Source organism: Hirschia litorea (assembly GCF_042665075.1).
GTDB lineage: Bacteria > Pseudomonadota > Alphaproteobacteria > Caulobacterales > Hyphomonadaceae > Hirschia > Hirschia litorea.
This window is the reverse complement of record NZ_JBHTBR010000005.1, coordinates 164,679-187,305: the sequence shown is the minus strand read 5'-3', so window position 1 is coordinate 187,305 and position 22,627 is coordinate 164,679. Positions and strand designations below refer to the sequence as shown.

The window sequence follows — 22,627 nt, the reverse complement described above, 5'->3', positions numbered from 1 at the left end:
TCAAAAAAGAACTGATTCTCACCAGCTGCTTGGGTTGGTGAAGCTGACATGGAAAGTGCTCCCCTATGCGCCAGTATTTAGATTTATTGCAAGACGTTTTAGAAAATGGTGTCGAGCGTGGAGACCGCACTGGTACGGGGACAAAAGGTGTGTTTGGGCGTCAAATGCGCTTTGATTTGTCGACCAATTTTCCGCTGTTGACGACAAAGAAACTTCATCTGAGGTCTATCATCATTGAGCTGCTTTGGTTTCTTAAAGGCGATACCAATATCAAATACCTCCAAGATAATAAGGTAAGTATTTGGGATGAATGGGCGGATGAGAATGGCGATCTTGGACCTGTGTATGGGAAGCAGTGGCGATCATGGGCTGCGCCTGATGGGCGTGTAATTGATCAAATTTCTTGGGTTCTGAATGAAATAAAAACAAACCCAAATTCTCGCCGTTTGATTGTGTCCGCATGGAATCCGGCAGATGTGAATGAAATGGCATTGCCGCCGTGTCATTGCTTATTCCAATTTTTTGTGGCGGATGGGAAATTGAGTTGTCAGTTATATCAGCGGTCTGCTGACGTGTTTCTGGGTGTTCCGTTTAACATCGCTTCTTATGCATTGCTTACAATGATGATGGCACGTGCAACGGGTCTGGAAGCAGGGGAGTTTGTACACTCATTTGGTGATGCTCATTTATATATGAATCATATTGAGCAGGCGAAACTTCAATTGACTCGTGAGGTGCGCGTGCCGCCCAAGATGATACTTGCCCCTACGAAAACTAATCTTTTTGATTGGGATTACGAAGATTTCACACTGCAAGATTATGACCCGCATCCGACAATCAAAGCACCAATAGCCGTCTGATTGGGTTAGAGTTGCGATCAGGATGAACTTATTAAATTCATTATAATACAATGGTTTGTGCTTTGTCTTATGAGGTGTATTTTTGCCCAATTGCGTTTGTTTTTTTGAAGTAAAAAATGGTTTTTCTTCTGCGCTCAAAAATAGTCACCTGTAATAAAGGGTTGATTTTTTCTTAAAAATAATGCGGAAAGTATCCTTCGTGCGAAGGAACCAAATGGTTTTGGGGGTTCCTAAAACACTTGCTTGACCGAAGGGGGTCTATACCGATGAACATGAAATCTAAATTGCTACTCGTTGCTGCTGCTTCTGTGCTTGGCTTGTCTGCTTGTCAAAAAGCTGAAGAAGCTGCAAACAGTGCTGCTGAAGCTGCAGGAAACGCTGTTGATGCAACAGCTGAAGCTGCTGGTAATGCTGTAGACGCAACTAAAGAAGCTGCTGGCAATGTTGCTGATGCAACAACAGAAGCTGCAGGTAATGTTGCGGAAGCTACTGGTGAAGTGGCCAACAAAGCTGCTGCTGCTGCTGGTGATGCTGTAGACGCTACTGTTGATGGCGCTGCTGACCTTGCTGACAAAGCTGGCGAAGCTGTTGAAGGTGCTGCTGATAAAGCTGGTGAAGTTGCAAACGATGCTAAAGACAAAGCAGCTTCTGCTTTGGACGGCATGAAAAAAGACGCTTCTGACAAAGCTGGTGAAGCTGTTGATGCTGCAAAAGCTGAAGCTGACAAGCACACAGACGGTCACTAGATCTGAATTAAAGCTTATTCAGTTTTCTAACTGAATAAGAATTATGAGAGGCGGTTCCTTTTAAGGGAACCGCCTTTTATTTTTGGGTAATTTTGAATTTTAAAATGTGCGGGTTTGAGCATGCGTTTCTCGGGTGCGGACAATGCCGGAGACTATGGCTGCGCCGAATAATTTTCCGATGATGGACATGACCCAGTTAGGGAATGTCAAAAACTTGGCTCCGATCAGAAATATAGTTGTATCCAATGGAGCCGCTATCGCACTTGAAAGCATGATGCGCGTAGAGAGCCTGAATCTTGTGAATGTAAATAGCGCCCAATCTACGAGTTCAGCGATGGCAAAAGCGGTTGCTGATGCAAGCGCGATATTGGGGCTTGCATAATAAAAAGACCATCCGACGCCAATTAACATAGCAAATAAAACGCGGTGTTTCATTTCTTGCTGCGTGAAATCTCGAACGACCAGTACTAAACCCGTAACAATAGTTACTGGGTTGAAACCAAATTCGGGTGCGAAGGGAAGGGAGATATTAGGAGCCCAGCCAAAGCTCCAGTTCACAAAAGGAATGAGCGCCACATAAATCATTGCCCATGCACGCCCGCCTAAACTCCATAAAACAGCGAATGTGAGTGCATACCCCATTAAAACGAAGGCGAGGTGTTCGGGGGAACGGTAGGCGATGGCGCTAATGAGTGTCTCAAGAGGGGTAATGGCCGTAGCTGTCGATAAATCCATGATTTCGGCTTTGAATTTGTTGTTTCATGAGTGTGACTGAATTGTTTTATTGTGCAAACGCTTGCGGGCGTTTAGTCAAGTTATAGTGAATATTAATACAAGTTTAGCAGGCGGATGCACGCAAAACTGATGAGCACAAAACAAAGAGAAGTAATTTGACACACGATTCCTCAACGACACCCAAACTGGCAATGATTGTAGCAAGGGCACGCAATGGTGTGATTGGTGTGGACGGTGATTTGCCCTGGCGGTTGAAAGGGGATTTGCAGTTTTTCAAAGCAACGACTCTTGGCAAACCAGTCATCATGGGACGAAAAACGTGGGAAAGTTTGCCTTTTAAGCCGTTGAAAGGGCGGGCTAACTTAGTGGTATCTCGTCAGCATGAATTTGATGCGGCAGGTGCGCGTGTATTTCCCAGTATTGGTGTCGCTATTGCAGCGGGGCGCACGATTGCCCACAAAACTGGTGCTGATGAAGTGATGATTATAGGTGGTGGTGCCATTTATCGCGCGGCGTTTGAAGAAGTCGATGTTTTGTATGTGACGGATGTAGATGCAGCGCCGGAGGGGGACACATTTTTTCCTCAAATTGATCCTAGTGTGTGGGAGTGTGTTGAGGAAACCCGCCAGCAAGCAGATGCAGATAATGATCATGCCTTTGTAATGAAGAAGTTGGTGCGCAAGTCGAAATAGCTAGAGCTTTGCTTTGGTTAGAATAATTTGAAAGAGAAGTATGCATCGCCTAATCGCTGTTTGGTTCGCTCTAAGTGTGTGTTTGGTATCTTCTGCAATGGCGTTTGTTGTGGAGGGGCCGCGTAAATCGACGGGAAATGCGATCGAAGACCTAAAGCGGGCGTCCAGATGGGCAATGACTACGGGTTCCTTGGTGGAGACGGGGCAGCGCGGCTTGGGCGGTGGTTTAGAATATTCTGTAGATTCAAGTATTTGCACAATAAACTTTGTGGATGATTCAGACTGTGATGATGCAAAGCGCATGATTTCTCAAGCCTTGGCGCGATGGGGTGATGGGCATCCTGTGTTGAGATTTACTGATGTGACGGGGCGGATAAGTCCGGCTTTTCCATTGGCCGTATTAGGAGAAACTGACCAAGGCGCTGAGATAGATTTTTATGCCTCGACCGCGATGGAGTTCCCGAATTTTCGAAATGCACTGATGAATGGATATACGATTTTTTATGATCGGCCGATTGATTACGTCACTTTATCCAACAATGAGCGTTCCACGCTGGTGCGTGACCGTATTGAAAGTGCGGATGTGCGGGTAAACAAAGAGCGGTGTTATTATATTGATGAGAGTTTTGAGATGATGCGCCCAGAATGTGTGCATTTTCCGACACTTATCTTCCATGAAATTGGTCATGCACTTGGTTTAGGACACCCCGAAGAAAAGCCCTCCTTAAACATTGATGCAGACGATATTCCCTATAATCCGATGCCGATAAACTGTATGGCGGCAAGTGAGGGGTTGAAGATATCCCGAAATGTCGCGGGAAGTGCTGTGATGGTGCGCCGTAATGTGCATGCGCCAGGGTTGTGGCGACGTGGCTTAAATTACGATGATGTGGCGGGGCGTGACGCCTTGTATCCCCATTGTGGGATAGAGGTTAAGCCACGCTTTAGTCAGCTCTGGGGAAGTTTTGCGCGGTCTGCTATGGGGGATGTCGGCGTCTCCAAGGGGGCTGATACCCAAGAGATAGCCCAGCAGCTTGCCTTGAGGGACTGTTCTGCAACTGGCCAGCAGTGCGGTGTGGTGCAGGTGTTCAATGGGTGTGTTGCTTATGCGATGGCAAAGGAAGATGTGTTTAACGCACAATCTGCATTTGACGCACGATATTGGGGCATAGCCACAGCACAAGATCCGGTTGCCGCGCGCGTCAATGCTGTGCGTGAATGTAATCTAGAGCGTGGTGTCGGAAATGCGTGTCGTGTGCACACAGAATTTTGCGCCTTCGACGAGTAGATGTATCCATTGCTGGTCAGGTTAAGCTGACGCCATTAAAGCGAGGATTTGATGTAGCAGGCTAAACGTTAAGCAAGTCCATACGGTCTGGATTATATGTGTTGAGCCAAGTGTTGACGATTGGCAAAACCCAATCTCGTGCTTCATTTATGAAAGCGCGCACTTGCACCGGGTCATAAGATGGTAGCGCGGCCATGTCATAGGCGCGTTGAATGTCGTCTTTGTGGTCGGGGTGGTGCAAGGTGAAGATGTCGCGGCGAATATCTAGGTCTTCAGTATAGACTTGTTCGGCAGCCATGACGCTTGCATATCCGGCGGAGACGACAGCGTGGCCTACATTTGCAGATACAGAGCGAATGACGCGGCGGCTATCTGAAAGAAGCGTTTTTTGTTTTGCATCCTGCAAGCGGCTTTCAAAACTCACCAACATTGGGTTCGCAACGGCTTCATTGATGCTGAGTTGTTGAATGAGGCGGGTGATGTTGCGCCCGCCAATACAAATTGAATTGACGCTAAGACGGAATTTTGAAGGTGATGTTTGACCCATTGGGCAGAAAACATCCCGCCATTTTAAGACATGTATATTGAGGCCAAATTTGCAATTGTGTAGTCGGCGTAATTCTTCTGCGGCTGGCAATGCCCAATTATCAATATTGGCAGCTTTTACGTGCGGTGCGAGCACAATCATGATGGAGCCACCACCTGGGCGGTTGCGTGCTGCTGGGCCAGAAAGATAAACGCTGTGTAGATCATCGCCAAAACGTGCATGCGCAACATCGACTGCGCTTTCAGAAAGATTTGACCATAGAAGGTTGAGGTCTTCACGCTTCACGGCAGCATTTAACACACGTCCAAAAGCATCCTGTGGCCAAAATTTTCCACGGATTGGGTAGGCTAAAGACGTCATGGGCTAGGCTCCGTCGAGGCGATATGAAAACGAATATAGCTTTCTGCTAGACCGATACCTCCTGCAATGAAGAGGCCGAACCTGTAGCAAACCCTAAAAAAGGGTTAAAATAAATAGGCTCGGCTTAATATTCTGTGAGAAAATGCACGAATGACGGGAGTTTTTGCACTTAATAGGGTTAATTAGGATGTTTATTCGAAGATGATTTGCGGCGGCGCTTTCCCAAGGGGGGCCTCCAATGAGGCGATTATCTTTTCGGCTAATAGGCGAAAACTGTCTTGGACTGGGCCAGCCTTCAACGCGGCGGGTGTGCCTGCATCTCCTGATTCTCGGATAGATTGCACAATTGGCAACTCACCGAGGAACGGTGTTTCCAATGCTTCGGCAGTACGACGTGCGCCGCCTTCACCGAAAATGTAAGATCGGTTTTTGCTTACAGGATCTTCAAACCACGCCATGTTTTCAATAATGCCAAGTACGGGGGTGTGGGTTTTGTGGAACATTGCAACGCCGCGACGAACATCGGCAAGAGCAACTTCCTGCGGAGTGGAAACGATAATTGCGGCGGTAAGAGGGGCGCGCTGTGCCAGCGACAATTGGATGTCTCCTGTGCCTGGGGGGGTGTCTACAAACAAAATATCTAAATCAGCCCACGCGACATCTTGCATCATTTGATTAATCGCAGAGACGACAACAGGCCCGCGCCAAATCATAGGCGCATCGGTATCGGCAAGATATCCAATCGACATTGTTTTTATGCCGTGTGCTTCTATTGGAATGAGTTTGCCGTCTTTGCCTTGCTCAGGGGATGTTTTAGCCGTTCCAAACATTGTGGGTAGGGAAGGGCCGTATACGTCTGTATCTAATATTCCGACCTTTAAGCCGAGTTGTGCGCATGCAATGGCGAGATTGCTTGTGACTGTTGATTTTCCAACTCCGCCTTTAGCACTGGCAATGGCTATCATGGCATTTACGCCGGGGATTTTTGCGCGTTCAGGAGGGGCCGCTTTAGAAGGGCCACCTGCTGGGACAGGACGTTTTGAATCTTGTGCGGCAACATTATCACCTTTTTGCATGCGTCGAGATGCGCCGGAAGCAAGAGGGGCGTTTTGAGCAGTTTTTTCTGGTGAAGGCGCGCGCGCTTGAGGGCGGTCTGAGTGCGATGTCATAATGACTGTAACAGCCTCAATTCCATCAATATCTAAGACAGCTTTCTCCGCTTTTTGCTTGAGAGAATCAGCTAGGGGAGACGGTCCGCCATCAATTTCGAGGATAAAACCGATCTTTGCGTCGCCGCTTTCTCCCGTTTGGAGGGAAAAACCTTGAACTTTCTGGGAGGATACGAGACCTTTTGCCGTGTCTGGGTGTATAATTTTGTCCAGAACGTCTAGAACTGTCTGCTTGAGGCCAGAATTCGTGTTTGTCACGGTTGAAGCTTTCCAAAGTTAAACGATATTAGATAGTTGATATAGTGCAAACTTATAAATCCGAAAGGAGTGGCGTAAATGCCTTGGAACGATAATAAGGGCGGCAAAGGTCCGTGGGGCGATGGTCCTACAGGATCTGGCGGCGAAGATAAGAGTCCTTGGGGGCGTCCGGGCGATAATGGACAGCAAGGTCCAGACCTAGAGGATAGTTTACGCAAAATGCAAGAGAAGTTTGCAAATCGTCGCAAGGGTGGCGGTCGCGGTGGAAAAGGCGGCAAAGGAAGCGGCGGTGGATTTAATGGTGCAGGATTTGCGCTGTTTGCTGTTATTGCTGCTGTAGGTTGGGTTGCGACTGGTGTGTTTCAGGTGAATGAGCAAGAGCAAGCTGTTGTGCTTCGCTTTGGTGAGTATCATTCAACACGTGGACCTGGTTTTCAATTGCGTTTCCCTGACCCAATTGAGACGCACCAGATTGTACCTGTGAACAAAATCCAAAGTATTGAAGTAGGGTCGGGCGCAAAAGGCCAGATGCTTACAGGCGATGCCAATATTGTGGATATTGACTTTAAAGTATTCTGGAAGGTGTCGAACCCTCAAGATTTCCTTTTCAATGTGAAAAGACCTGTCGATATGTTGCGTGCTGTAGCCGAGAGCTCAATGCGTGAGGTTGTTGGTAAGCGTGATCTTGTGCCGATTATTTCGAGTGGTCGTGATGAAGTTGCCGCGAGTGTTTTGCAATTGATGCAAGATACGCTCGATAGCTATGGTGCTGGTATTCAGATTACTGAAATCAACGTTGCTAAATCTGACCCGCCGGCAGAAGTTATTGATGCGTTCCGCGATGTACGTAATGCGGGACAAGATAAAGAAACAACAATCAACCAAGCCAAAGCGTATGCAAATAACGTTGTGCCGCGTGCACGTGGTGAGGCTGAAAAATTACTTCAAGAAGCTGAAGCATACCGTTCTCAAGTTATCTCTGTCGCGACAGGTGAGGCGGAACGTTTCCGCTTGATCTACGAAGAGTATCGTAAAGCGCCTCGCGTGACACGTGAGCGTATGTATCTTGAGACGATGGAAGAAGTTTTGGGGCGCTCAGACACTATGATTCTTGATGGTGATTCTGGTGCATTGCCATATCTTCCGCTTGATCAGCTTCGTCGTAAGGAGGCAAATTAATGGGTAAGATTTTAGGGCCATTTGCGCTTATTCTTGTGGGTTTAGGTGCGATTATCGCATTCAACTCATTTTACATTGTTCGTGTCGATGAACAGGCGATTTTGCTTCAATTGGGGCAAGCGCAAGGTGTGATCAACGCGCCTAAGCGTGCGTCTTCAGCAGCTGCCGAAGATGGTGCTGTGATTGAATATGATAACCTTGATAAAGCTGACTCTGAGGCTGGATTGCATTTTAAAGTGCCATTCCTTCAAAACGTGGCTATCTTTGACAAGAAAAACCTAGGTTTTGAGCTTCCATCACAGGAAATTATTGCGGCAGACCAAGAGCGTTTGATCGTGGATGCATTTGCGCGTTGGAAAATTGTGGACCCTCTACAATTCTTCCGTTCTGCAAACAATGAGGCAGGTGCAACTGCGCAGCTTCAAGGCATTATGACAGCAGCTTTGCGTGAGGTTTTGGGTGATGTGAAAACGCCTGATATTATCTCTGGGCAACGGGCTGAATTGATGACAGCTATTCGTGACATCTTGAACCGTGGTGCTGAGCAATATGGTATTGAGATTGTGGATGTGCGTATCACACGCGCTGACTTGCCGCGTGCGAACTCTGAGCGTGTGTTTACGCGTATGCAGACAGAGCGTAACCAAGAAGCTGCGCAAATTCGTGCGGAAGGTGAAGAGCAGGGTTTGCGGATTAGAGCGGAAGCTGACCGTAATGCGACTGTTCTTCTAGCTGAAGCAAAAGAGCAATCTGAGATCATCAAAGGTGATGGAGATGCCAAGCGTAACGCGATCTATGCGGGTGCTTATAATCTCGATCCTGAGTTCTTTTCTTTCTACCGTTCTATGGATGCCTATAAAGCAGGTGTGAAAGCGGGAACTCCGATGGTGTTATCACCTGACAGTGATTTCTTTGGCTATTTTAGCAATAAGGACGGAAAAAAATAGTTCAGTCATTTGAGGCTAAATGCCTTTAAGTGCTGACTATTTAGGTCTGCCATGATTTTGCCGTCCGGACCGTGCATGGTTTGGACGGCATTTTTTTTGAATAAGTTATCCCCGTCAGGCAGAATGCGGATATATTTTTGAGATATGATTGAGTTTCCATGCGCAAACGCGTAATCGGAGTCGTGCTGGAATGAAGGAAAGTCGAATATGAGTCACCCCAACTTGCCCAAAACACGTTATTCTACGCCAATAGCCAAGGCGTTGTGGATGAGTGCAAGTCTTGTTGTGTCCGCGACTGGTTCCGCATTCGCTCAAACGGCACCTATTGAAGGTGTGCAAGCTGCGCAATCGCCCAATAATGCACCTGATAGTTTCTCCAAACTTGCTGCGCGTTTAATGCCATCAGTTGTGAATATTTCTACACGTCAGACAATGGGGTCTGGATCAGAAGTAGGCGGGTTTGGACAAGGGTCTCCGCTTGAAGAGTTCAATGAGTTTTTTAACCGCGATGGAGACGGTTTAAAACGCGAGTCTTCACTAGGGTCGGGCTTTATCATTGATGAGAGCGGTTATGTGGTGACGAATAACCATGTGATTGAAGCTGCCGATGAGATCGACGTTGTTTTATCTGATGGGACAGTATTGGCCGCTGAATTGGTTGGGCGTGATGCGGCAACAGACCTAGCATTGTTGAAGGTAACATCCGACGCGGCGCTTGTTGCTGTGCCCTTGGGTGATTCAGATACGGCGCTTGTTGGAGATTGGGTTGTCGCTATTGGTAATCCATTTGGCCTAGGCGGTACGGTAACAGCGGGGATAGTGTCTGCGCGTGATCGTAATATCAATGCTGGCCAATATGATGCATTTATCCAAACGGATGCGTCCATAAATAAAGGAAATTCCGGTGGTCCGCTCTTCAATTTGAAGGGGGAAGTGATCGGCGTGAATACTGCGATTTACTCGCCAAGTGGTGGTGGTGGTTCTGTCGGTGTCGGTTTTTCGGTGCCATCAAATTTAACCAAAGATATAGTCCGTCAGTTGAAAGATAAGGGCCTCGTAGAGCGTGGCTGGTTGGGTGTGCGTGTGCAGGGTGTAACACCTGAGTTGGCGCGTAGTTATGGGCGCGATAGAGCGATTGGCGCAATTGTGATCCATGTGACTGATAAAAGTCCAGCTCAACGTGCTGGGTTGCAAGTTGGCGATATGATTACGCAGTTTAACGGGCTGGATATCAAGGAAACGCGTGACCTTTCAACGATTGTTGCGAGTGCGCCGATTGGAACGCCTGTGGCAATGTCTGTGATACGGAAAAAGAAAGATACGGAACTTTCTGTTTCACTTGAATTGATGGAATCTGACGTTCAATCAAAGCCAGCACCTAGTAATGATACCGGGCCTGAGTTGAGTAATTTATTGGGTGTTGAGCTAACGCGGATAAGCGATGAAGACCGCCGGCGCTATAGAATTCCAGCATCAGTAAATGGTGTGCTGGTAGTGCGAGTTGAGCCAGGTTCAGACGCGGTTGGAAAGCTCGAAAAAGGTGATGTGATCGTTGAGGTGAACTTCCTTGCGGTGAACACACCTGATGAAGCGATAGCAGAGGCTGAAATCGTTTCAGGTCGGGGTGAGCCGGTTTTATTGCAATTTTACCGTGATGGTGACACGACATTTAGATCAATACGCACCCGTCAGGACGGATAAAATTAATAGTAAAATGGGAAAAGAGAATTCCGACGCCATATATTGTGGCGTTGGTAAATCTAGCTATGTTTGATTTATGACAGATCCCAAGCTTCCTTCATGTCCGGTCTCGCGTACTGCCAGTATTCTTGGTTTGCGATGGTCTGCGGAGATTCTCTATGAGTTTCTCGTGCATGAAACACGTCGTTTTCAAGAATTGCAGGATACTTTGGAAGGAATTGCCCCTAACACTCTTTCAAATAGACTGAAATTGTTTGAAGATTATGGCCTGTTAGTGCGCCGCTATTATGAAGAGCATCCACCGCGCGCTGAATATGTGATGACTGAAACGGGCAAAAAACTGGGGCCCATTTTCAAAGCAATGCGGGATTGGGGAATATGTATCCAGCCCAAAGACTAATCTTGGCTCATCTATATATGAATAGATAAGCGGGCAAAGGGGAATAATTGTGTCGATTTCAGAAATGATAGGCAATGGTGTCAATGCTGTGGTGGCACCCGTGTCTGGTTTCCTTGATTCAATCGTTTTTTATTCGGTGATGATTAATGGCACAAAGCTACCTCTTATTGTGGTGTGGTTGATCTGTGCTGCGCTGTTTTTCACGCTGTATTTAGGGGGGATCAATTTTCGTGGTGTTAAGCACGCGATTGAGTTGCTCAAGCGAAAACCTAAAGCAGGGGTTGGCGGTGAGATTTCCGCTGTTCAAGCTCTAACAACGGCATTGTCCGGTACAGTAGGACTTGGAAACATTGCTGGTGCTGCGATCGCCATTTCAATTGGCGGTCCGGGGGCAGCACTTTGGATGGTATTAGCTGGCTTCTTTGGGATGTCGACAAAGTTTGTTGAATGTACCTTGGCAGTTAAATATCGTGATGTGCATGAAGATGGGACTGTGTCTGGTGGTCCCATGTATTACCTGTCTAAAGGTTTGAAGAATAAAGGTATGCCGCGTACAGGGCGCGTATTGGCCGTGATGGTGGCGGTGGCATTTCCTTTTGCATCCCTCAATATGTATCAGGTCAATCAAAGTCATGCCCAGTTCGCGCATGCGACAGGATTAGATCAGCCCTTATTGTATGGAATTGTGCTGTCTGCATTGGTTGGTGCAGCGATCATTGGTGGCATTAAGTCCATTGGGGCTGTGGCGGAAAAAATCGTGCCGACCATGTGTGGTTTGTATCTGATTGGTGGTCTTATTGTTTTAGGCGTGAATGCGGCTGAAGTTCCTCGCGCAATTGGGTTGATTTTCAGTGAAGCCTTCAACCCCACAAGTGTTGGTGGTGGCATTATCGGTGCTTTGGTTGCGGGTGTTAAGCGCGCTGTTTATTCCAACGAGGCAGGGCTTGGTACGTCAGCGATTGCGCACTCTGCTGTGAAGACAGATCAACCGCTAACAGAAGGGTTTGTTTCCCTTTTAGAGCCACTGATAGATAGCTGTATCGTATGTTTTATGACGGCAATTATTGTTGTCGTAACGGGTGCATATTTGGGAGATGGTGAAGGGGTGGTTATTACCTCAAATGCCTTTTCAACAGTGCTGCCATGGTTTCCAATTATTCTAACGGTGTCGGTTATACTGTTTGCCTACACTTCGATAATTAGTTGGTTCTATTATGGTTTGAAAGGCTTCACCTATCTGGTGGGGGAACGCAAAAAAATAATCATGGGATACAAGATTTTCTATTGTATCCAGCTTGCAGCAGCAGCCGTTATTCCTTTGGATAAGATGATAGAACTGGCAGACAGTTTGAACTTTGTGTTGGCGATTCCAAATCTTATCGGTCTTTATTTTCTTGCAGGTGAAGTGAAAAAAGATCTGAAGGAATATTGGCCAAAGCGGGAAAAGTATCTGGCTAGCCATGAGGACTAGCCGAATGCTCATTAGTCGGTAACGAATTCAGACTCTTTATAGCCTTGGAAAAAGAGCGCTGGGATGAGGCTTGGGCCTTTGATTGCCATGTCTGCTTGTTCTGAAACAACTTTCTTAGCGCGGTATGCGATGCCAAGACCTGCCGCTTCGATCATCGCTAAGTCATTGGCACCATCACCGATAGCGAGCGCATCAGCAGATGTTGCGTCAGCAATTGCGGCTTCTTCGTTTAGCGCAATAAGTTTTGCTTCACGGCCAAGAATGGGGCGGCCAACTTCGCCAGTGAGCGCATTGTTTTCTATCAATAACGTATTGGCGCGGTGGTGGTGAAAGCCTGCTAGTTTGGCGACGCGTTCAGTAAAGAATGTAAAGCCACCCGATACGAGGACACAGCGTGCGCCGTTCTCTGACATTGTGCGCACAAGGGTGCGTGCATCATCGTTCAAAGTAATTCGTTGCTCGAAGCATTGTTGAAGGACATCAGTTGAGAGGCCTTTAAGCATGGCGACACGGGTCGTTAGCGCGCCATCAAAGTCTAGTTCGCCGCGCATTGCGCGTTCAGTGATTTCTGAAACTTCATCCTTTTTGCCGGCAAAGTCTGCAAGCTCGTCAATACATTCCTGACCGATAATGGTTGAGTCCATATCTGAGATTAGGAGTTTCTTTTTGCGGTTTTCGTCTGGCACAAATGCAAACTCAGCGGCACAAGCATTGAGTTGAATGTAGACATCTTCGGCTAGGTCTTGCCAGGCATCGTCTTCAATGCTGCGTTCTTTACATTCCCAATTCTCTCCGCCAAGGCTAACAATATCGCCAAAAGCTCCGTTTGCATCTGTAAGAATGCGTTCAATTGCGGTTGACAGGTTGTCAGATTTTTTTGCGGCGATAACAAGTTTCATAAAACCCGTACCCTTCAAGTTAGGAGTAGTGCGGTAAGCTTAAAAGGAAAAGCTCAACGTGCGAACGGCGCCAGCAATACTGATCCACGGCCCAACTGCAAGCGGAAAAACAGATTTATCTATCGCGCTTGCAAAAGAACTTGATGGTGAAATCATCAATGCCGATGCAATGCAGGTGTATAAAGACCTTTCGGTTTTATCTGCAAGACCTTCAGCTGAAGAGATTGCACAAGCCCCCCACCATATGTTTGGTCATGTAGACGGTGCAGAGCGTTATTCTACTGGACTGTGGCTCAAAGACGCATGTGCGCAGATAGAAGATATTCGCCGTCGCGGAAAAGTGCCTATTTTGGCAGGTGGGACGGGATTATACCTCTCTGCTCTGGTGCATGGTTTATCTAAGGTGCCGGATGTGCCCGAAGAGATAAAGCGGGAGGTGCTCGCGAAGGTGGAAGCGGATCGTGCGGCAGCACATGCTGAGCTGGCGCGTGTTGACGCTGATGCGGCGGCAAGGATCAAGCCGTTAGATATACAGCGGCTGACGCGTGCTCTGGAAGTGTATTATCATACAGGTAAACCGATAACGTCTTTTCAAACACCGGAACCTGCTTTTTTGAAACAAAATGAATGGGTTGGCTTTGCGCTGACACCAATACGCAAGGAGCTTTATGCGCGAATTGAGGCGCGGTTTGACCGCATGCTTGAGACCGGTGCACCAGATGAGGCGCGGATTTTGTTTGAACGTAAGCTTCCAGCAGACCTACCAATAATGCGTGCACATGGAATGCCGGGCTTTTGTGAGTTTTTTGAAGAAAAGGTTTCACTTGAAGAAGCGATTGAGCGTGGCAAAAGGGATACGCGGCGGTATGCCAAGCGTCAGTTTACGTGGATCGCACATCAGTTCCCAACTTGGACACGTATTCCATCAAAATGCGTAGAAGTAAGAAAAAAGGTGATATGTTCTATTCATCATGCGATTGACGCGGCCAATTAGAAAGGCTAAAGCCCTTCTCACAGAATTTTGGGAAAGATCATGCGCAACGCATCTATCGTACTACTCGTTATTAGCCCGGCATCCCTCGCTTAACGCGGAAGGGGATGTCGGGTTTTGAAATTGGGGCTCCTAACTGGAGCCCTTTTTCGTAGTTCTGCGTTACCCAGCCGATCGCTTAAATTTATCTTTTAAAACTAAAATTCCGGAGAGATCCCCATGGCTCCCAAGAATAAACCGCCTAAAGCAAAAAACGCAGATGCTAAAACAATCACAGGTGCAGAAATTGTACTTCGTGCTTTAGCAGACCAGAATGTTGATACCGTTTTCGGGTATCCGGGCGGAGCAGTGCTGCCAATCTATGACGCCATTTATAACCAGAATGCTGTGGAGCACATTTTGGTGCGTCATGAGCAAGGTGCTGGGCACGCTGCAGAAGGTTATGCACGTTCAACAGGCAAGTGCGGTGTGGCACTTGTAACCTCTGGCCCCGGTGCGACCAATATGGTGACGCCGATAGCAGATGCGATGCTTGATTCAATTCCTATGGTTGTTTTGACAGGTCAGGTTCCCACGCATCTGATTGGGACTGATGCATTTCAAGAATGTGATACTGTTGGTGTAACGCGCGCATGTGCAAAACATAATTATCTTGTGAAAGATGTGAATGATCTTGCGCGTATTCTGCATGAGGCTTTTTATGTCGCGACAACGGGACGTCCTGGTCCAGTTGTTATTGATATCCCTAAAGATATTCAATTTGCATCTGGTACATATGTTGGTCCTGAGACTATTAAGCACCGTACCTATCAACCGCGCTATGAGCCGAAAGCCCAACGAATAGAGCAGGCTTTGGAACTTATGAAAACAGCGTCTAAGCCTATTTTCTATACGGGCGGCGGTGTAATCAATTCTGGCCCTGAAGCTTCTAAAATTTTACGTGAGTTGGTTGAAGAAACTGGCTTTCCCATCACATCAACCTTAATGGGACTTGGTGCATATCCTGGTGAAGGGGATAAATTCCTCGGCATGTTGGGCATGCATGGTTCATATGAAGCTAACAATGCAATGCATGATTGCGATGTTATGATTTGTGTGGGCGCGCGTTTTGATGACCGTGTTACTGGGCGTCTGGATGCGTTTTCTCCTAACTCCAAGAAAATCCACATTGATATAGATCCATCTTCTATCAATAAGGTCGTGCGCGTGGATGTCCCTGTCGTGGGAGATTGTGGGCAAGCTTTGAAGGCATTGCTTGAGGGCTGGAAAGAGAAAAAGAAGAAAACACCTTCGCTTAAAGCGTGGTGGGCGCAAATTGAACAATGGCGTGCTTTTAAGTCATTTGATTATCCAAGCTCAACTGAGGTAATTAAACCGCAGTTTGCAATCGAACGTTTGTATGAACTCACGAAACACCGCGATGACGTCTATATCACAACTGAAGTGGGTCAGCACCAAATGTGGGCAGCCCAACACTTCAAATTTTCACAACCAAACCACTGGATGACGTCCGGTGGTCTTGGGACAATGGGATATGGTTTGCCGGCAGCTGTTGGTGTTCAAAAGGCGCATCCAGATGCATTGGTTGTGGATATTGCAGGTGAAGCATCAATCCAAATGTGCATGCAAGAGTTTTCGACTGCAGTTCAACACAAATTGCCCGTGAAGGTTTTCATTCTCAATAATGAATGGATGGGCATGGTGCGTCAGTGGCAGCAATTATTGCACGGAGAGCGCTACTCTAGCTCGTATTCAGATGCGCTTCCTGACTTTGTGAAGCTTGCCGAAGCATTGGGCGGAAAAGGGATCAAATGTGATGATCCGACCAAGCTTGATGATGCGCTTAAAGAGATGATCGAATATGATGGTCCCGTATTATTTGATTGTATGGTGGAAAAAGCAGAAAATTGTTTGCCGATGATCCCATCGGGTGCAGCTCACAATGACATGATCCTTTCTGATATTAAGGGTGATGAGATTGATGAAGCTGGAAAGCAATTGGTATAGGCGTGGCTGAGGGAATTACGAAAATGACAGACGCTGAAATTGAAGCCATGCAGGATGCTATGGAGCCTGCTTCCGCTTATGACTTGCACCATGATACCGATGTTATTGAAAAGCGAACATTGGCTGTAATTGTTGATAACGAACCTGGAGTTCTGGCAAGGGTAGTGGGACTATTCTCTGCACGCGGTTATAACATTGAAAGCTTGACCGTTGCTGAAGTTGACCGTGGTTCGCATACATCGCGTATTACGATTGTAAGCAGTGGAACGAACCACACGCTTGAGCAAATTGAAGCGCAATTATTGCGTTTGGTGCCTGTCGCGCGTGTGATTGATATTACCAACTCGAATTCAGGTATTGAGCGTGAATTGGCACTGGTGAAAGTTGCCGGCAAAGGCGAGAAGCGCGTCGAAGCGTTACGTATTGCTGAAATCTTCCGCAGCAATGTGATAGATACAACGAATGAGAGTTTTGTGTTTGAGGTGACGGGTACGTCCAGCAAGATTGATCAATTTGTTGAGTTGATGGAGCCGCTTGGTTTGGTCGAAGTTTCCCGCACGGGCGTTTTATCATTGCAACGTGGTCCATATGCAGGTGCAGGACGGTAGAGTATGCTGATGCAACCTGATCGGTGTGTTTCTGATAGTCGCATGCGCAAGCTTTGGAGTGTCAATGGTGTTGCTATTGATGTTCTGAGTATTGATGAAGCGGTTGCGAATATTGATAACGCAATTGCGACTCGTAAGAGATTGTCATTTGTCACGCCTAATCTTGATTGGCTCGTTGAGGCTTCAAAAGATACTGCTGTTCGTCAGCTTATTAATGAAGCGGATATGAGTGTGGCAGATGGAATGCCTATCGTTAAACTTGCGCAAATGCAGGGCGCACCCTTAACGCAAAGGGTAGCAGGTTCCGATGTGTTTGATAGGTTGCGGAGGCGATCATTGCCAAAAGAGAAACGTGTACGTGTGTTCTTCTTTGGTGGTCGAGATGGAGCTGCTGAACGTGCCCATAATCAGATTAATTCTGAAAACTTGGGTATGGAAGGTGTGGGGTTTATCAATCCCGGATTTGGCTCTGTGGAAGAAATGAGCCGGCCTGAGATTATTGAAGCCATAAATGAAGCAAAACCAGATTTTGTTGTCGTTGCTCTTGGGGCGATGAAAGGACAAAAATGGATATCGCACAATCTTCAGCAATTGGAGGTTCCGGTAATCGCGCATTTGGGCGCAGTTGTTGATTTTGTTGCAGGTACAATTCGGCGAGCACCTGAATGGATGGCTGGCAATGGTTTGGAATGGGCCTATCGGATATATGCCGAGCCTTCTTTATGGAAGCGCTATTGGAAAGATGCGTCTAGTTTGCCACGTTTCCTGAACGAGGCTTTGCAAGTGCGCTCAGCCAATCTAGCTGCTCAATCGGGTGGATATGATGCGTGTGCCTTTGAGGTTGTTGAAGACGGCCTTAAAATTAGCTGGCCTCGACATTTTCAACTCAAACAAATGAACGAGATTATTCAGCAATCAAGTGAATTAGTTGCGGGTCAAAACCTTTATTTAGATATGAAGGATGTGGATCATGTAGGCGGTGCAACGCTTGGTCACTTATTGGTGCTGGAAGCTGAATTAGCTCAACAATCAACGAAGTTAGTATTTATTAATTTAAACTCAGAATTGCGAAGTTTGCTTGTGGTATCCAGATTTGAAAATCTGAATACCGTTGCGCTTCATAACTAGAACACGGATGTTCCAACGGAGAGACGAGAATGAAAGTTTATTACGAAAACGACGCGGACCTATCTTTGATCCAGTCTAAAAAAGTGGCTGTTATTGGGTATGGTTCACAAGGGCACGCACACGTTTTGAATATGCGCGAAAGCGGTGTGAAAAACCTAGTTGTTGGTTTGCAAGAAAATTCACAATCTAAGCCAAAAGCTGAAGCTGAAGGTCTTAAAGTAATGACTCCGGTTGAAGCCACTAAGTGGGCTGATGTTGTGATGATCCTTGTGCCAGACGAAAAGCAAGCTGTTCTTTGGGCAAATGAAATTGAGCCGCATGTTCGTAAAGGTCAGCACATCATGTTTGGCCACGGTTTCAACATTCATTACAATTTGATTCAGCCGCCAAAAGATGTGGATGTATCTTTGTCAGCTCCTAAAGGACCTGGTCACACACTACGTGGTCAATTCCAGCAGGGTTTTGGTCTGCCTGGTCTTATTGCTATCCACCAAGATGCGACAGGTACAGCGCAAGCAGTTGCGCTTAGCTATTCAAAAGCGATCGGTAACACACGTGCAGGAGTGATCGAGACATCATTCAAAGAAGAAACAGAAACTGACCTATTTGGTGAACAAGCTGTTCTTTGTGGTGGTATCGTTGAGCTTATCAAGGCTGGTTATGAGACACTTGTTGAAGCAGGTTATGCGCCAGAAATGGCATATTTTGAGTGTCTTCACGAAACAAAACTTATCGTGGACCTTATCTATGAAGGCGGTATCGCCAACATGAATTACTCAATCTCAAACACTGCTGAGTATGGTGAGTATGTGTCTGGTCCTCGTGTTGTGACGTCTGAAACGAAAAAAGCTATGAAAGCTGTTCTTGAAGACATCCAGAACGGTAAATTTGCGCGTGATTGGGTTCTTGAAAACCAAGCTGGTGCACCGAGCTTTAAATCTATGCGTTCGCGTATGAATGAGCACAACATTGAAGAAGTTGGTGAAAAACTTCGCGGTATGATGCAGTGGAGCAAATCAAATCAATTGGTTGACAAAAACCGCAACTAAGCGGGTTTTTGACGATTAAATCCCACAACTTTTAAAGATGTAGGTTTTGGAAAAGCGCATATCCCTTTTGAAGGGATATGCGCTTTTTTTGTGTGATTGAGCTTTTAGGGCTTGCTATTTAGAAATAGTATTTAATAATGAGAATTATTCGCAATAATGATTTTTAAACAAGTGAGATCCAGATGGCTTTGCCAAAAGTTGATAGTCAGCCGAGTAATCGTCCAAGCTGTTCTTCGGCGTTCCTGCCATTCGAGATGCAGGAAAACCTTTTAAATTGGTTGCGTACGCAGGACCTAATTCTTCAAAAATGGCGCGATGAAGTATTGTTGCAACCCAATGCCGATCTGCGCTTTGTTGAACGGTTAGAAGCGCATCGCTCATGGCTTAAATGGGAAATGCAACAGATCGTTTCTGCTTAGCAATAGGTAGTGAGTTAGATAGGTTTTAGGGAGCAAGAACGGGCGTTAGCGACGCTATGCCAAGTGCTGGCGTGTCAGGTTCTGGTTCGGAAGAAGCTTGAATTAGGCTTTCCATTGGCTTGTTTGCGCAGGGAATACCGCGTGCTAGACCCATTAAGTATGCGCGTCTAATTTGGCCGCGAGTTTCGCCTTCATCTAGCAAACGCGCTTTTTCTTCATCGTTAAATATCGCGCGTTTTGTTTGGAGGAGTGGTTGGAAGGGGCCTTTGACTGTTTCTAAGGCGAAGTCTTTTGCATAGTTTAAAACACGGTCAGAAGCAGTGGCTTCGGGGGCGGGTGCTTCTTCGGAAGTGGTTGATCCAAGACCTGTGTTTAGTGTGTTTATTTCTTCAAAAATGGCGTCGCAACGCTGGCTATTTGCACTCGCGCTAACGGGCATGTCCATTGCTGTTGGTCCATAGAGGTAGGGAATATCTGTTGGAAGAAGTGTGCTGGTTGATGTGCTCGCGCACCCGCTAGTAATCAAACCCGTTACCATCATTGCGCTTAAAAGAACTGCTTTGCCTACGAAATTCGTCATTCTATACCCCTATAAAATCAACACTTTTGACCACACCCCATATACGCTTTTGCGTCATTTTCCTTTGGTCGTTTCCTCAAATTTGATGCTGGCACTTAATATTAAGGAAGGCAACAATTAGCTTTGAAAACAGGTGCTAATTCCATTAGGGCTATTGTTTCTAGCCTGCATACAATCGCCGTATTTTAGGAAGGTGCTTTGCTATTTTAAGAGCCGGAGGCTGTTTATCTGCGTGAATTACCTTACATGTATCACAAGTGAGTTTTGCAGGTGTTTTGAAACATGGGAAATAATATGCCGCCAATAGACGATGAAAATGGCGTACCTTTGCAGCCCAAAAGAGAGCCTATGTTTAATGCGCCGTTGAGTATGGTGTTATTGAGTGGTGGGTTGGTCGCATTGTATTTTTTATACTCAGTGCAATCAGATCAAGTGAAAAACGGGATATTGATTGACTATGCGTTATTTCCTGAGCGTTTTTTTGCGGAAGCGGGTTCCGGATATGCATATGATGGTTGGATAGGAAAAGCACTCCCTTTTATAGGTCATGGACTGTTGCATGCTGATTGGGCGCATGTGCTGATGAATTCTGTTTTCGCGTTGGCTTTTGCATCAGGTGTGGTGCGTGTATTGGGGTGGTGGCGTACTCTCCTTGTCTATGCGGGCGCACAAATCGGGGGAGCGTTGCTTTATCTTTATTTAAGTCAATTGCTTCCATCACAAGCATCCATTGCTGTTGGGGCTTCAGGGGCTGTATCTGGGCTTACTGGCGCGGCTTTTCTATTTATGGCGCAAGGGCATTTTTTATCACGCCAATTTGGAATATATAGCGCTGTTTTCCTTGTGGGGAATGTGATGTTAGCTCTCGCTGGTCCGGCGCTTTTGGGGAGTGCTATCGCATGGGAGGCACATGTAGGAGGCTATATTGTGGGTGCTTTGATGGCGCTTGGGTTTAGTCGTGATGTTGCTGAATCTTAATGTAATTACTGTCAAAACGTATGAAATAAGCCGCTTTGTCGCCGCATTCTCCGGTGAATATAGGCGGACATAATTTTAGATTGAAGACCAAAATAAAGGCTTTGCCTTTGAAGATGGAGGCGGAGCAGACGATGGTTAAACCACTTACAATGTTTGGGGGACTTGCAGCAGCATTTACACTCGCAATGTCAGCGGCACTTGCGGCTCCGAGCGCAAATCAGGAAGGCTATACTGTCCAGATAGAGCCAGGAGCCTGGGAATGGACCCATGAAACCATGATCGGTCCTGCGCCGATAACGTCGACCGAAACTCAATGCGTTACTCCAGAAGATGCTACGATCTCTTTGAAAGATATCGCTGATGATCTTGCTGGGCAGTGTGCAATGGCGGATATTACGAAAAACGCCGATGGCTATGCTTTTAAACTAAACTGTGATGGTGATGTTAAAGGTATTGCAAACGGAAAATTGTCGACGACAGGCAAAACAATCAGTTTAAGCGCGAATGGTGCGGCGTCTCTCTATGGGATGATGGCTCCGTTTACGATTAAAGCCGATGCGAAGCACGTTGGCGCTTGTAAATAAGGCGCGGACTATATCGTCTATAGATGTTTGCAAAACTGCGTCTATTACGCGACAGCTTATCCAATATGATAGCAAGACTCTAAAACAGACTTGACGTAACCGCGCGTGAACGGCAAAGGGCGCGAATGACACCCATATTTTCATTTCTCAATCGCATGGATAAATCAGCTTGGCGCGCCGTGTTCGTCACGGTGGGTTTGTTTCTTGTTGTGGCCGCTATTTTAGCATTTGGAAAACTCGTTCTTATGAATGGTGATCCTAATGAGGGGCTTATGGCAGACATGCAAACATGGCTGATGTCATTGCGTGGAAGTGCATTTGGTTTGCCAGCGCTTATCATCTTGTTTTGTATTATGGCGTTTATAGGTGCCCCTCAGTTTGGATTGATCGGGTTGGCGGTTGTCGCCTTTGGTCCATTTCAGGGGAGTGCGTATGCATGGGTTGCTACAATGGTTTCAATGGCGATGACATTCTGGGTAGGTCGTCTTGTCGGCGTTGAAACTGTTCGTAAGTATGGCGGCGACACAATAAACAGAATGTCTGTTTTCGTTGGGAAGAATGATTTTCTAGCTTCTATGATAGTTCGAAATGTGCCGACGGCTCCATTCATTGTGGTGAATATGGCCTTTGGGGTCAGCCACGCTAAATTTAGTCGTTTCATGGCAGGAGCTGCGATTGGTATTCTTCCAAAAATCGCACTTGTTTACTTCTTTGGAAAAGCCGCAACGGCTGTACTCAAGGGAAATCCGTGGATTGCCGTAGCTGCGGTGGCGGGTTCGATCGTTATTTGGGTGCCATTGATGTTGTTTGCGCGACGTCGTGTAAGCGAACCAACTGAGAGCGTTACCCCGACAGATGTTGAGTAGACTGTCTCACTTTGAGGTGTTTTCTGGCTCTCCGTAGGAAGAAAATCACCGTTTAAGTACTGTTTTTGCAAAAATTGTGTGCGGCAGAGGTTTTCTCTTTCTTGACTTTGTGTGCGGGGACGTGGATATAACGCCAATGACCCTAACTCTTTTATCCTTACTGCG

23 protein-coding genes are annotated in these 22,627 nt (G+C 46.7%); 18 read left to right on the top strand and 5 right to left on the bottom strand.

All coding sequences use genetic code 11. From position 1 onward, the window contains the following. Positions 1–65 precede the first annotated feature (65 nt). Positions 66–860, top strand: coding sequence for a thymidylate synthase (locus ACFQS8_RS09635; protein ID WP_382167113.1), 795 nt, complete (start codon positions 66–68; stop codon positions 858–860). A 266-nt stretch (positions 861–1,126) separates the two neighbouring features. After that, positions 1,127–1,606, top strand: coding sequence for a hypothetical protein (locus ACFQS8_RS09630; protein ID WP_382167112.1), 480 nt, complete (start codon positions 1,127–1,129; stop codon positions 1,604–1,606). 99 nt (positions 1,607–1,705) lie between these two features. On the opposite strand, the gene ACFQS8_RS09625 is transcribed toward ACFQS8_RS09630, so the two are convergent. Next, positions 1,706–2,341, bottom strand: coding sequence for a VUT family protein (locus ACFQS8_RS09625; RefSeq protein WP_382167110.1), 636 nt, complete (start codon positions 2,339–2,341; stop codon positions 1,706–1,708). A gap of 191 nt (positions 2,342–2,532) precedes the next feature. Here ACFQS8_RS09625 and ACFQS8_RS09620 point away from each other — a divergent pair, with 191 nt between their 5' ends. Next, positions 2,533–3,033: a dihydrofolate reductase gene (locus tag ACFQS8_RS09620; RefSeq protein WP_382168594.1), complete on the top strand. Its 501-nt coding sequence runs from the start codon at positions 2,533–2,535 to the stop codon at positions 3,031–3,033. A gap of 40 nt (positions 3,034–3,073) precedes the next feature. Then, positions 3,074–4,321 carry a DUF4189 domain-containing protein gene (locus ACFQS8_RS09615; protein WP_382167109.1) on the top strand — a complete coding sequence of 416 codons (1,248 nt, stop codon included), beginning with the start codon at positions 3,074–3,076 and terminating at the stop codon, positions 4,319–4,321. Between the two features lie 61 nt (positions 4,322–4,382). Here the strand turns inward: ACFQS8_RS09615 and ACFQS8_RS09610 are convergent, their stop codons facing one another. Continuing rightward, positions 4,383–5,228 carry a hypothetical protein gene (locus tag ACFQS8_RS09610; protein WP_382167108.1) on the bottom strand — a complete coding sequence of 282 codons (846 nt, stop codon included), beginning with the start codon at positions 5,226–5,228 and terminating at the stop codon, positions 4,383–4,385. Positions 5,229–5,419: 191 nt separating this feature from the next. Further along, entirely contained in the window at positions 5,420–6,655 is a 1,236-nt protein-coding gene (locus ACFQS8_RS09605; RefSeq protein ID WP_382167107.1) for an Mrp/NBP35 family ATP-binding protein, read from the bottom strand. Between the two features lie 78 nt (positions 6,656–6,733). Between ACFQS8_RS09605 and hflK the strand changes: the two genes are divergently transcribed. The 5 genes from hflK to ACFQS8_RS09580 all read left to right on the top strand — a co-directional run bounded on the left by hflK (position 6,734) and on the right by ACFQS8_RS09580 (position 12,353). After that, positions 6,734–7,834, top strand: coding sequence for an FtsH protease activity modulator HflK (gene hflK, locus ACFQS8_RS09600; RefSeq protein WP_382167106.1), 1,101 nt, complete (start codon positions 6,734–6,736; stop codon positions 7,832–7,834). Next, on the top strand, positions 7,834–8,781 hold the full coding sequence (gene hflC, locus ACFQS8_RS09595) for a protease modulator HflC (protein WP_382167105.1): 948 nt from the start codon (positions 7,834–7,836) through the stop codon (positions 8,779–8,781). Before hflK ends, hflC begins: the two co-directional genes overlap by 1 nt. A 207-nt stretch (positions 8,782–8,988) precedes the next feature. Further along, a complete protein-coding gene (locus ACFQS8_RS09590; protein WP_382167104.1) occupies positions 8,989–10,482 on the top strand; it encodes a Do family serine endopeptidase in 1,494 nt (497 codons plus the stop codon). A gap of 76 nt (positions 10,483–10,558) precedes the next feature. Then, on the top strand, positions 10,559–10,882 hold the full coding sequence (locus ACFQS8_RS09585) for a winged helix-turn-helix transcriptional regulator (protein WP_382167103.1): 324 nt from the start codon (positions 10,559–10,561) through the stop codon (positions 10,880–10,882). A gap of 49 nt (positions 10,883–10,931) precedes the next feature. Further along, positions 10,932–12,353, top strand: coding sequence for an alanine/glycine:cation symporter family protein (locus tag ACFQS8_RS09580; RefSeq protein WP_382167102.1), 1,422 nt, complete (start codon positions 10,932–10,934; stop codon positions 12,351–12,353). 11 nt (positions 12,354–12,364) lie between these two features. Here the strand turns inward: ACFQS8_RS09580 and serB are convergent, their stop codons facing one another. Next, a complete protein-coding gene (gene serB, locus ACFQS8_RS09575; protein ID WP_382167101.1) occupies positions 12,365–13,252 on the bottom strand; it encodes a phosphoserine phosphatase SerB in 888 nt (295 codons plus the stop codon). A 58-nt stretch (positions 13,253–13,310) separates the two neighbouring features. On the opposite strand from serB, the gene miaA reads away from it, so the two are divergent. The 6 genes from miaA to ACFQS8_RS09545 all read left to right on the top strand — a co-directional run bounded on the left by miaA (position 13,311) and on the right by ACFQS8_RS09545 (position 19,454). Continuing rightward, the gene (gene miaA / locus ACFQS8_RS09570; RefSeq protein ID WP_382167100.1) at positions 13,311–14,246 is read left to right on the top strand and encodes a tRNA (adenosine(37)-N6)-dimethylallyltransferase MiaA; all 936 of its coding nucleotides are present in this window, start codon (positions 13,311–13,313) and stop codon (positions 14,244–14,246) included. A gap of 216 nt (positions 14,247–14,462) precedes the next feature. Continuing rightward, entirely contained in the window at positions 14,463–16,250 is a 1,788-nt protein-coding gene (locus tag ACFQS8_RS09565) for an acetolactate synthase 3 large subunit (RefSeq protein ID WP_382167099.1), read from the top strand. Between the two features lie 23 nt (positions 16,251–16,273). After that, positions 16,274–16,858: an acetolactate synthase small subunit gene (gene ilvN, locus ACFQS8_RS09560; RefSeq protein ID WP_382167098.1), complete on the top strand. Its 585-nt coding sequence runs from the start codon at positions 16,274–16,276 to the stop codon at positions 16,856–16,858. 3 nt (positions 16,859–16,861) lie between these two features. Further along, the gene (locus ACFQS8_RS09555; protein WP_382167097.1) at positions 16,862–17,986 is read left to right on the top strand and encodes a WecB/TagA/CpsF family glycosyltransferase; all 1,125 of its coding nucleotides are present in this window, start codon (positions 16,862–16,864) and stop codon (positions 17,984–17,986) included. A gap of 29 nt (positions 17,987–18,015) precedes the next feature. Then, positions 18,016–19,035: a ketol-acid reductoisomerase gene (ilvC, locus tag ACFQS8_RS09550; protein ID WP_382167096.1), complete on the top strand. Its 1,020-nt coding sequence runs from the start codon at positions 18,016–18,018 to the stop codon at positions 19,033–19,035. A 182-nt stretch (positions 19,036–19,217) separates the two neighbouring features. After that, a complete protein-coding gene (locus ACFQS8_RS09545) occupies positions 19,218–19,454 on the top strand; it encodes a hypothetical protein (RefSeq protein WP_382167095.1) in 237 nt (78 codons plus the stop codon). 25 nt (positions 19,455–19,479) lie between these two features. Here the strand turns inward: ACFQS8_RS09545 and ACFQS8_RS09540 are convergent, their stop codons facing one another. Further along, complete coding sequence (locus tag ACFQS8_RS09540) at positions 19,480–20,034, bottom strand: hypothetical protein (protein ID WP_382167094.1); 555 nt, start codon at positions 20,032–20,034, stop codon at positions 19,480–19,482. Between the two features lie 282 nt (positions 20,035–20,316). Between ACFQS8_RS09540 and ACFQS8_RS09535 the strand changes: the two genes are divergently transcribed. The 3 genes from ACFQS8_RS09535 (at position 20,317) to ACFQS8_RS09525 (ending at position 22,462) form a co-directional block, all read left to right on the top strand. Continuing rightward, complete coding sequence (locus ACFQS8_RS09535) at positions 20,317–21,012, top strand: rhomboid family intramembrane serine protease (RefSeq protein WP_382167093.1); 696 nt, start codon at positions 20,317–20,319, stop codon at positions 21,010–21,012. Between the two features lie 131 nt (positions 21,013–21,143). After that, positions 21,144–21,596 carry a DUF3617 domain-containing protein gene (locus tag ACFQS8_RS09530; protein ID WP_382167092.1) on the top strand — a complete coding sequence of 151 codons (453 nt, stop codon included), beginning with the start codon at positions 21,144–21,146 and terminating at the stop codon, positions 21,594–21,596. Positions 21,597–21,721: 125 nt separating this feature from the next. Then, a complete protein-coding gene (locus ACFQS8_RS09525) occupies positions 21,722–22,462 on the top strand; it encodes a TVP38/TMEM64 family protein (protein ID WP_382167091.1) in 741 nt (246 codons plus the stop codon). Positions 22,463–22,627 lie beyond the last annotated feature (165 nt).

Coding starts and splice junctions, on each gene's coding strand:
- ACFQS8_RS09540 (WP_382167094.1), bottom strand. CDS start 20,034: ATGACGAATTTCGTAGGCAAAGCAGTTCTTTTAAGCGCAATGATGGTA.
- hflK (WP_382167106.1), top strand. CDS start 6,734: ATGCCTTGGAACGATAATAAGGGCGGCAAAGGTCCGTGGGGCGATGGT.
- hflC (WP_382167105.1), top strand. CDS start 7,834: ATGGGTAAGATTTTAGGGCCATTTGCGCTTATTCTTGTGGGTTTAGGT.
- ACFQS8_RS09555 (WP_382167097.1), top strand. CDS start 16,862: ATGCTGATGCAACCTGATCGGTGTGTTTCTGATAGTCGCATGCGCAAG.
- ACFQS8_RS09565 (WP_382167099.1), top strand. CDS start 14,463: ATGGCTCCCAAGAATAAACCGCCTAAAGCAAAAAACGCAGATGCTAAA.
- ACFQS8_RS09610 (WP_382167108.1), bottom strand. CDS start 5,228: ATGACGTCTTTAGCCTACCCAATCCGTGGAAAATTTTGGCCACAGGAT.
- ACFQS8_RS09535 (WP_382167093.1), top strand. CDS start 20,317: ATGGGAAATAATATGCCGCCAATAGACGATGAAAATGGCGTACCTTTG.
- ilvN (WP_382167098.1), top strand. CDS start 16,274: ATGACAGACGCTGAAATTGAAGCCATGCAGGATGCTATGGAGCCTGCT.
- ACFQS8_RS09590 (WP_382167104.1), top strand. CDS start 8,989: ATGAGTCACCCCAACTTGCCCAAAACACGTTATTCTACGCCAATAGCC.
- ACFQS8_RS09625 (WP_382167110.1), bottom strand. CDS start 2,341: ATGGATTTATCGACAGCTACGGCCATTACCCCTCTTGAGACACTCATT.
- ACFQS8_RS09630 (WP_382167112.1), top strand. CDS start 1,127: ATGAACATGAAATCTAAATTGCTACTCGTTGCTGCTGCTTCTGTGCTT.
- ACFQS8_RS09620 (WP_382168594.1), top strand. CDS start 2,533: ATGATTGTAGCAAGGGCACGCAATGGTGTGATTGGTGTGGACGGTGAT.
- ACFQS8_RS09530 (WP_382167092.1), top strand. CDS start 21,144: ATGGTTAAACCACTTACAATGTTTGGGGGACTTGCAGCAGCATTTACA.
- ACFQS8_RS09585 (WP_382167103.1), top strand. CDS start 10,559: ATGACAGATCCCAAGCTTCCTTCATGTCCGGTCTCGCGTACTGCCAGT.
- ACFQS8_RS09545 (WP_382167095.1), top strand. CDS start 19,218: ATGGCTTTGCCAAAAGTTGATAGTCAGCCGAGTAATCGTCCAAGCTGT.
- ACFQS8_RS09635 (WP_382167113.1), top strand. CDS start 66: ATGCGCCAGTATTTAGATTTATTGCAAGACGTTTTAGAAAATGGTGTC.
- serB (WP_382167101.1), bottom strand. CDS start 13,252: ATGAAACTTGTTATCGCCGCAAAAAAATCTGACAACCTGTCAACCGCA.
- ACFQS8_RS09615 (WP_382167109.1), top strand. CDS start 3,074: ATGCATCGCCTAATCGCTGTTTGGTTCGCTCTAAGTGTGTGTTTGGTA.
- ilvC (WP_382167096.1), top strand. CDS start 18,016: ATGAAAGTTTATTACGAAAACGACGCGGACCTATCTTTGATCCAGTCT.
- ACFQS8_RS09525 (WP_382167091.1), top strand. CDS start 21,722: ATGACACCCATATTTTCATTTCTCAATCGCATGGATAAATCAGCTTGG.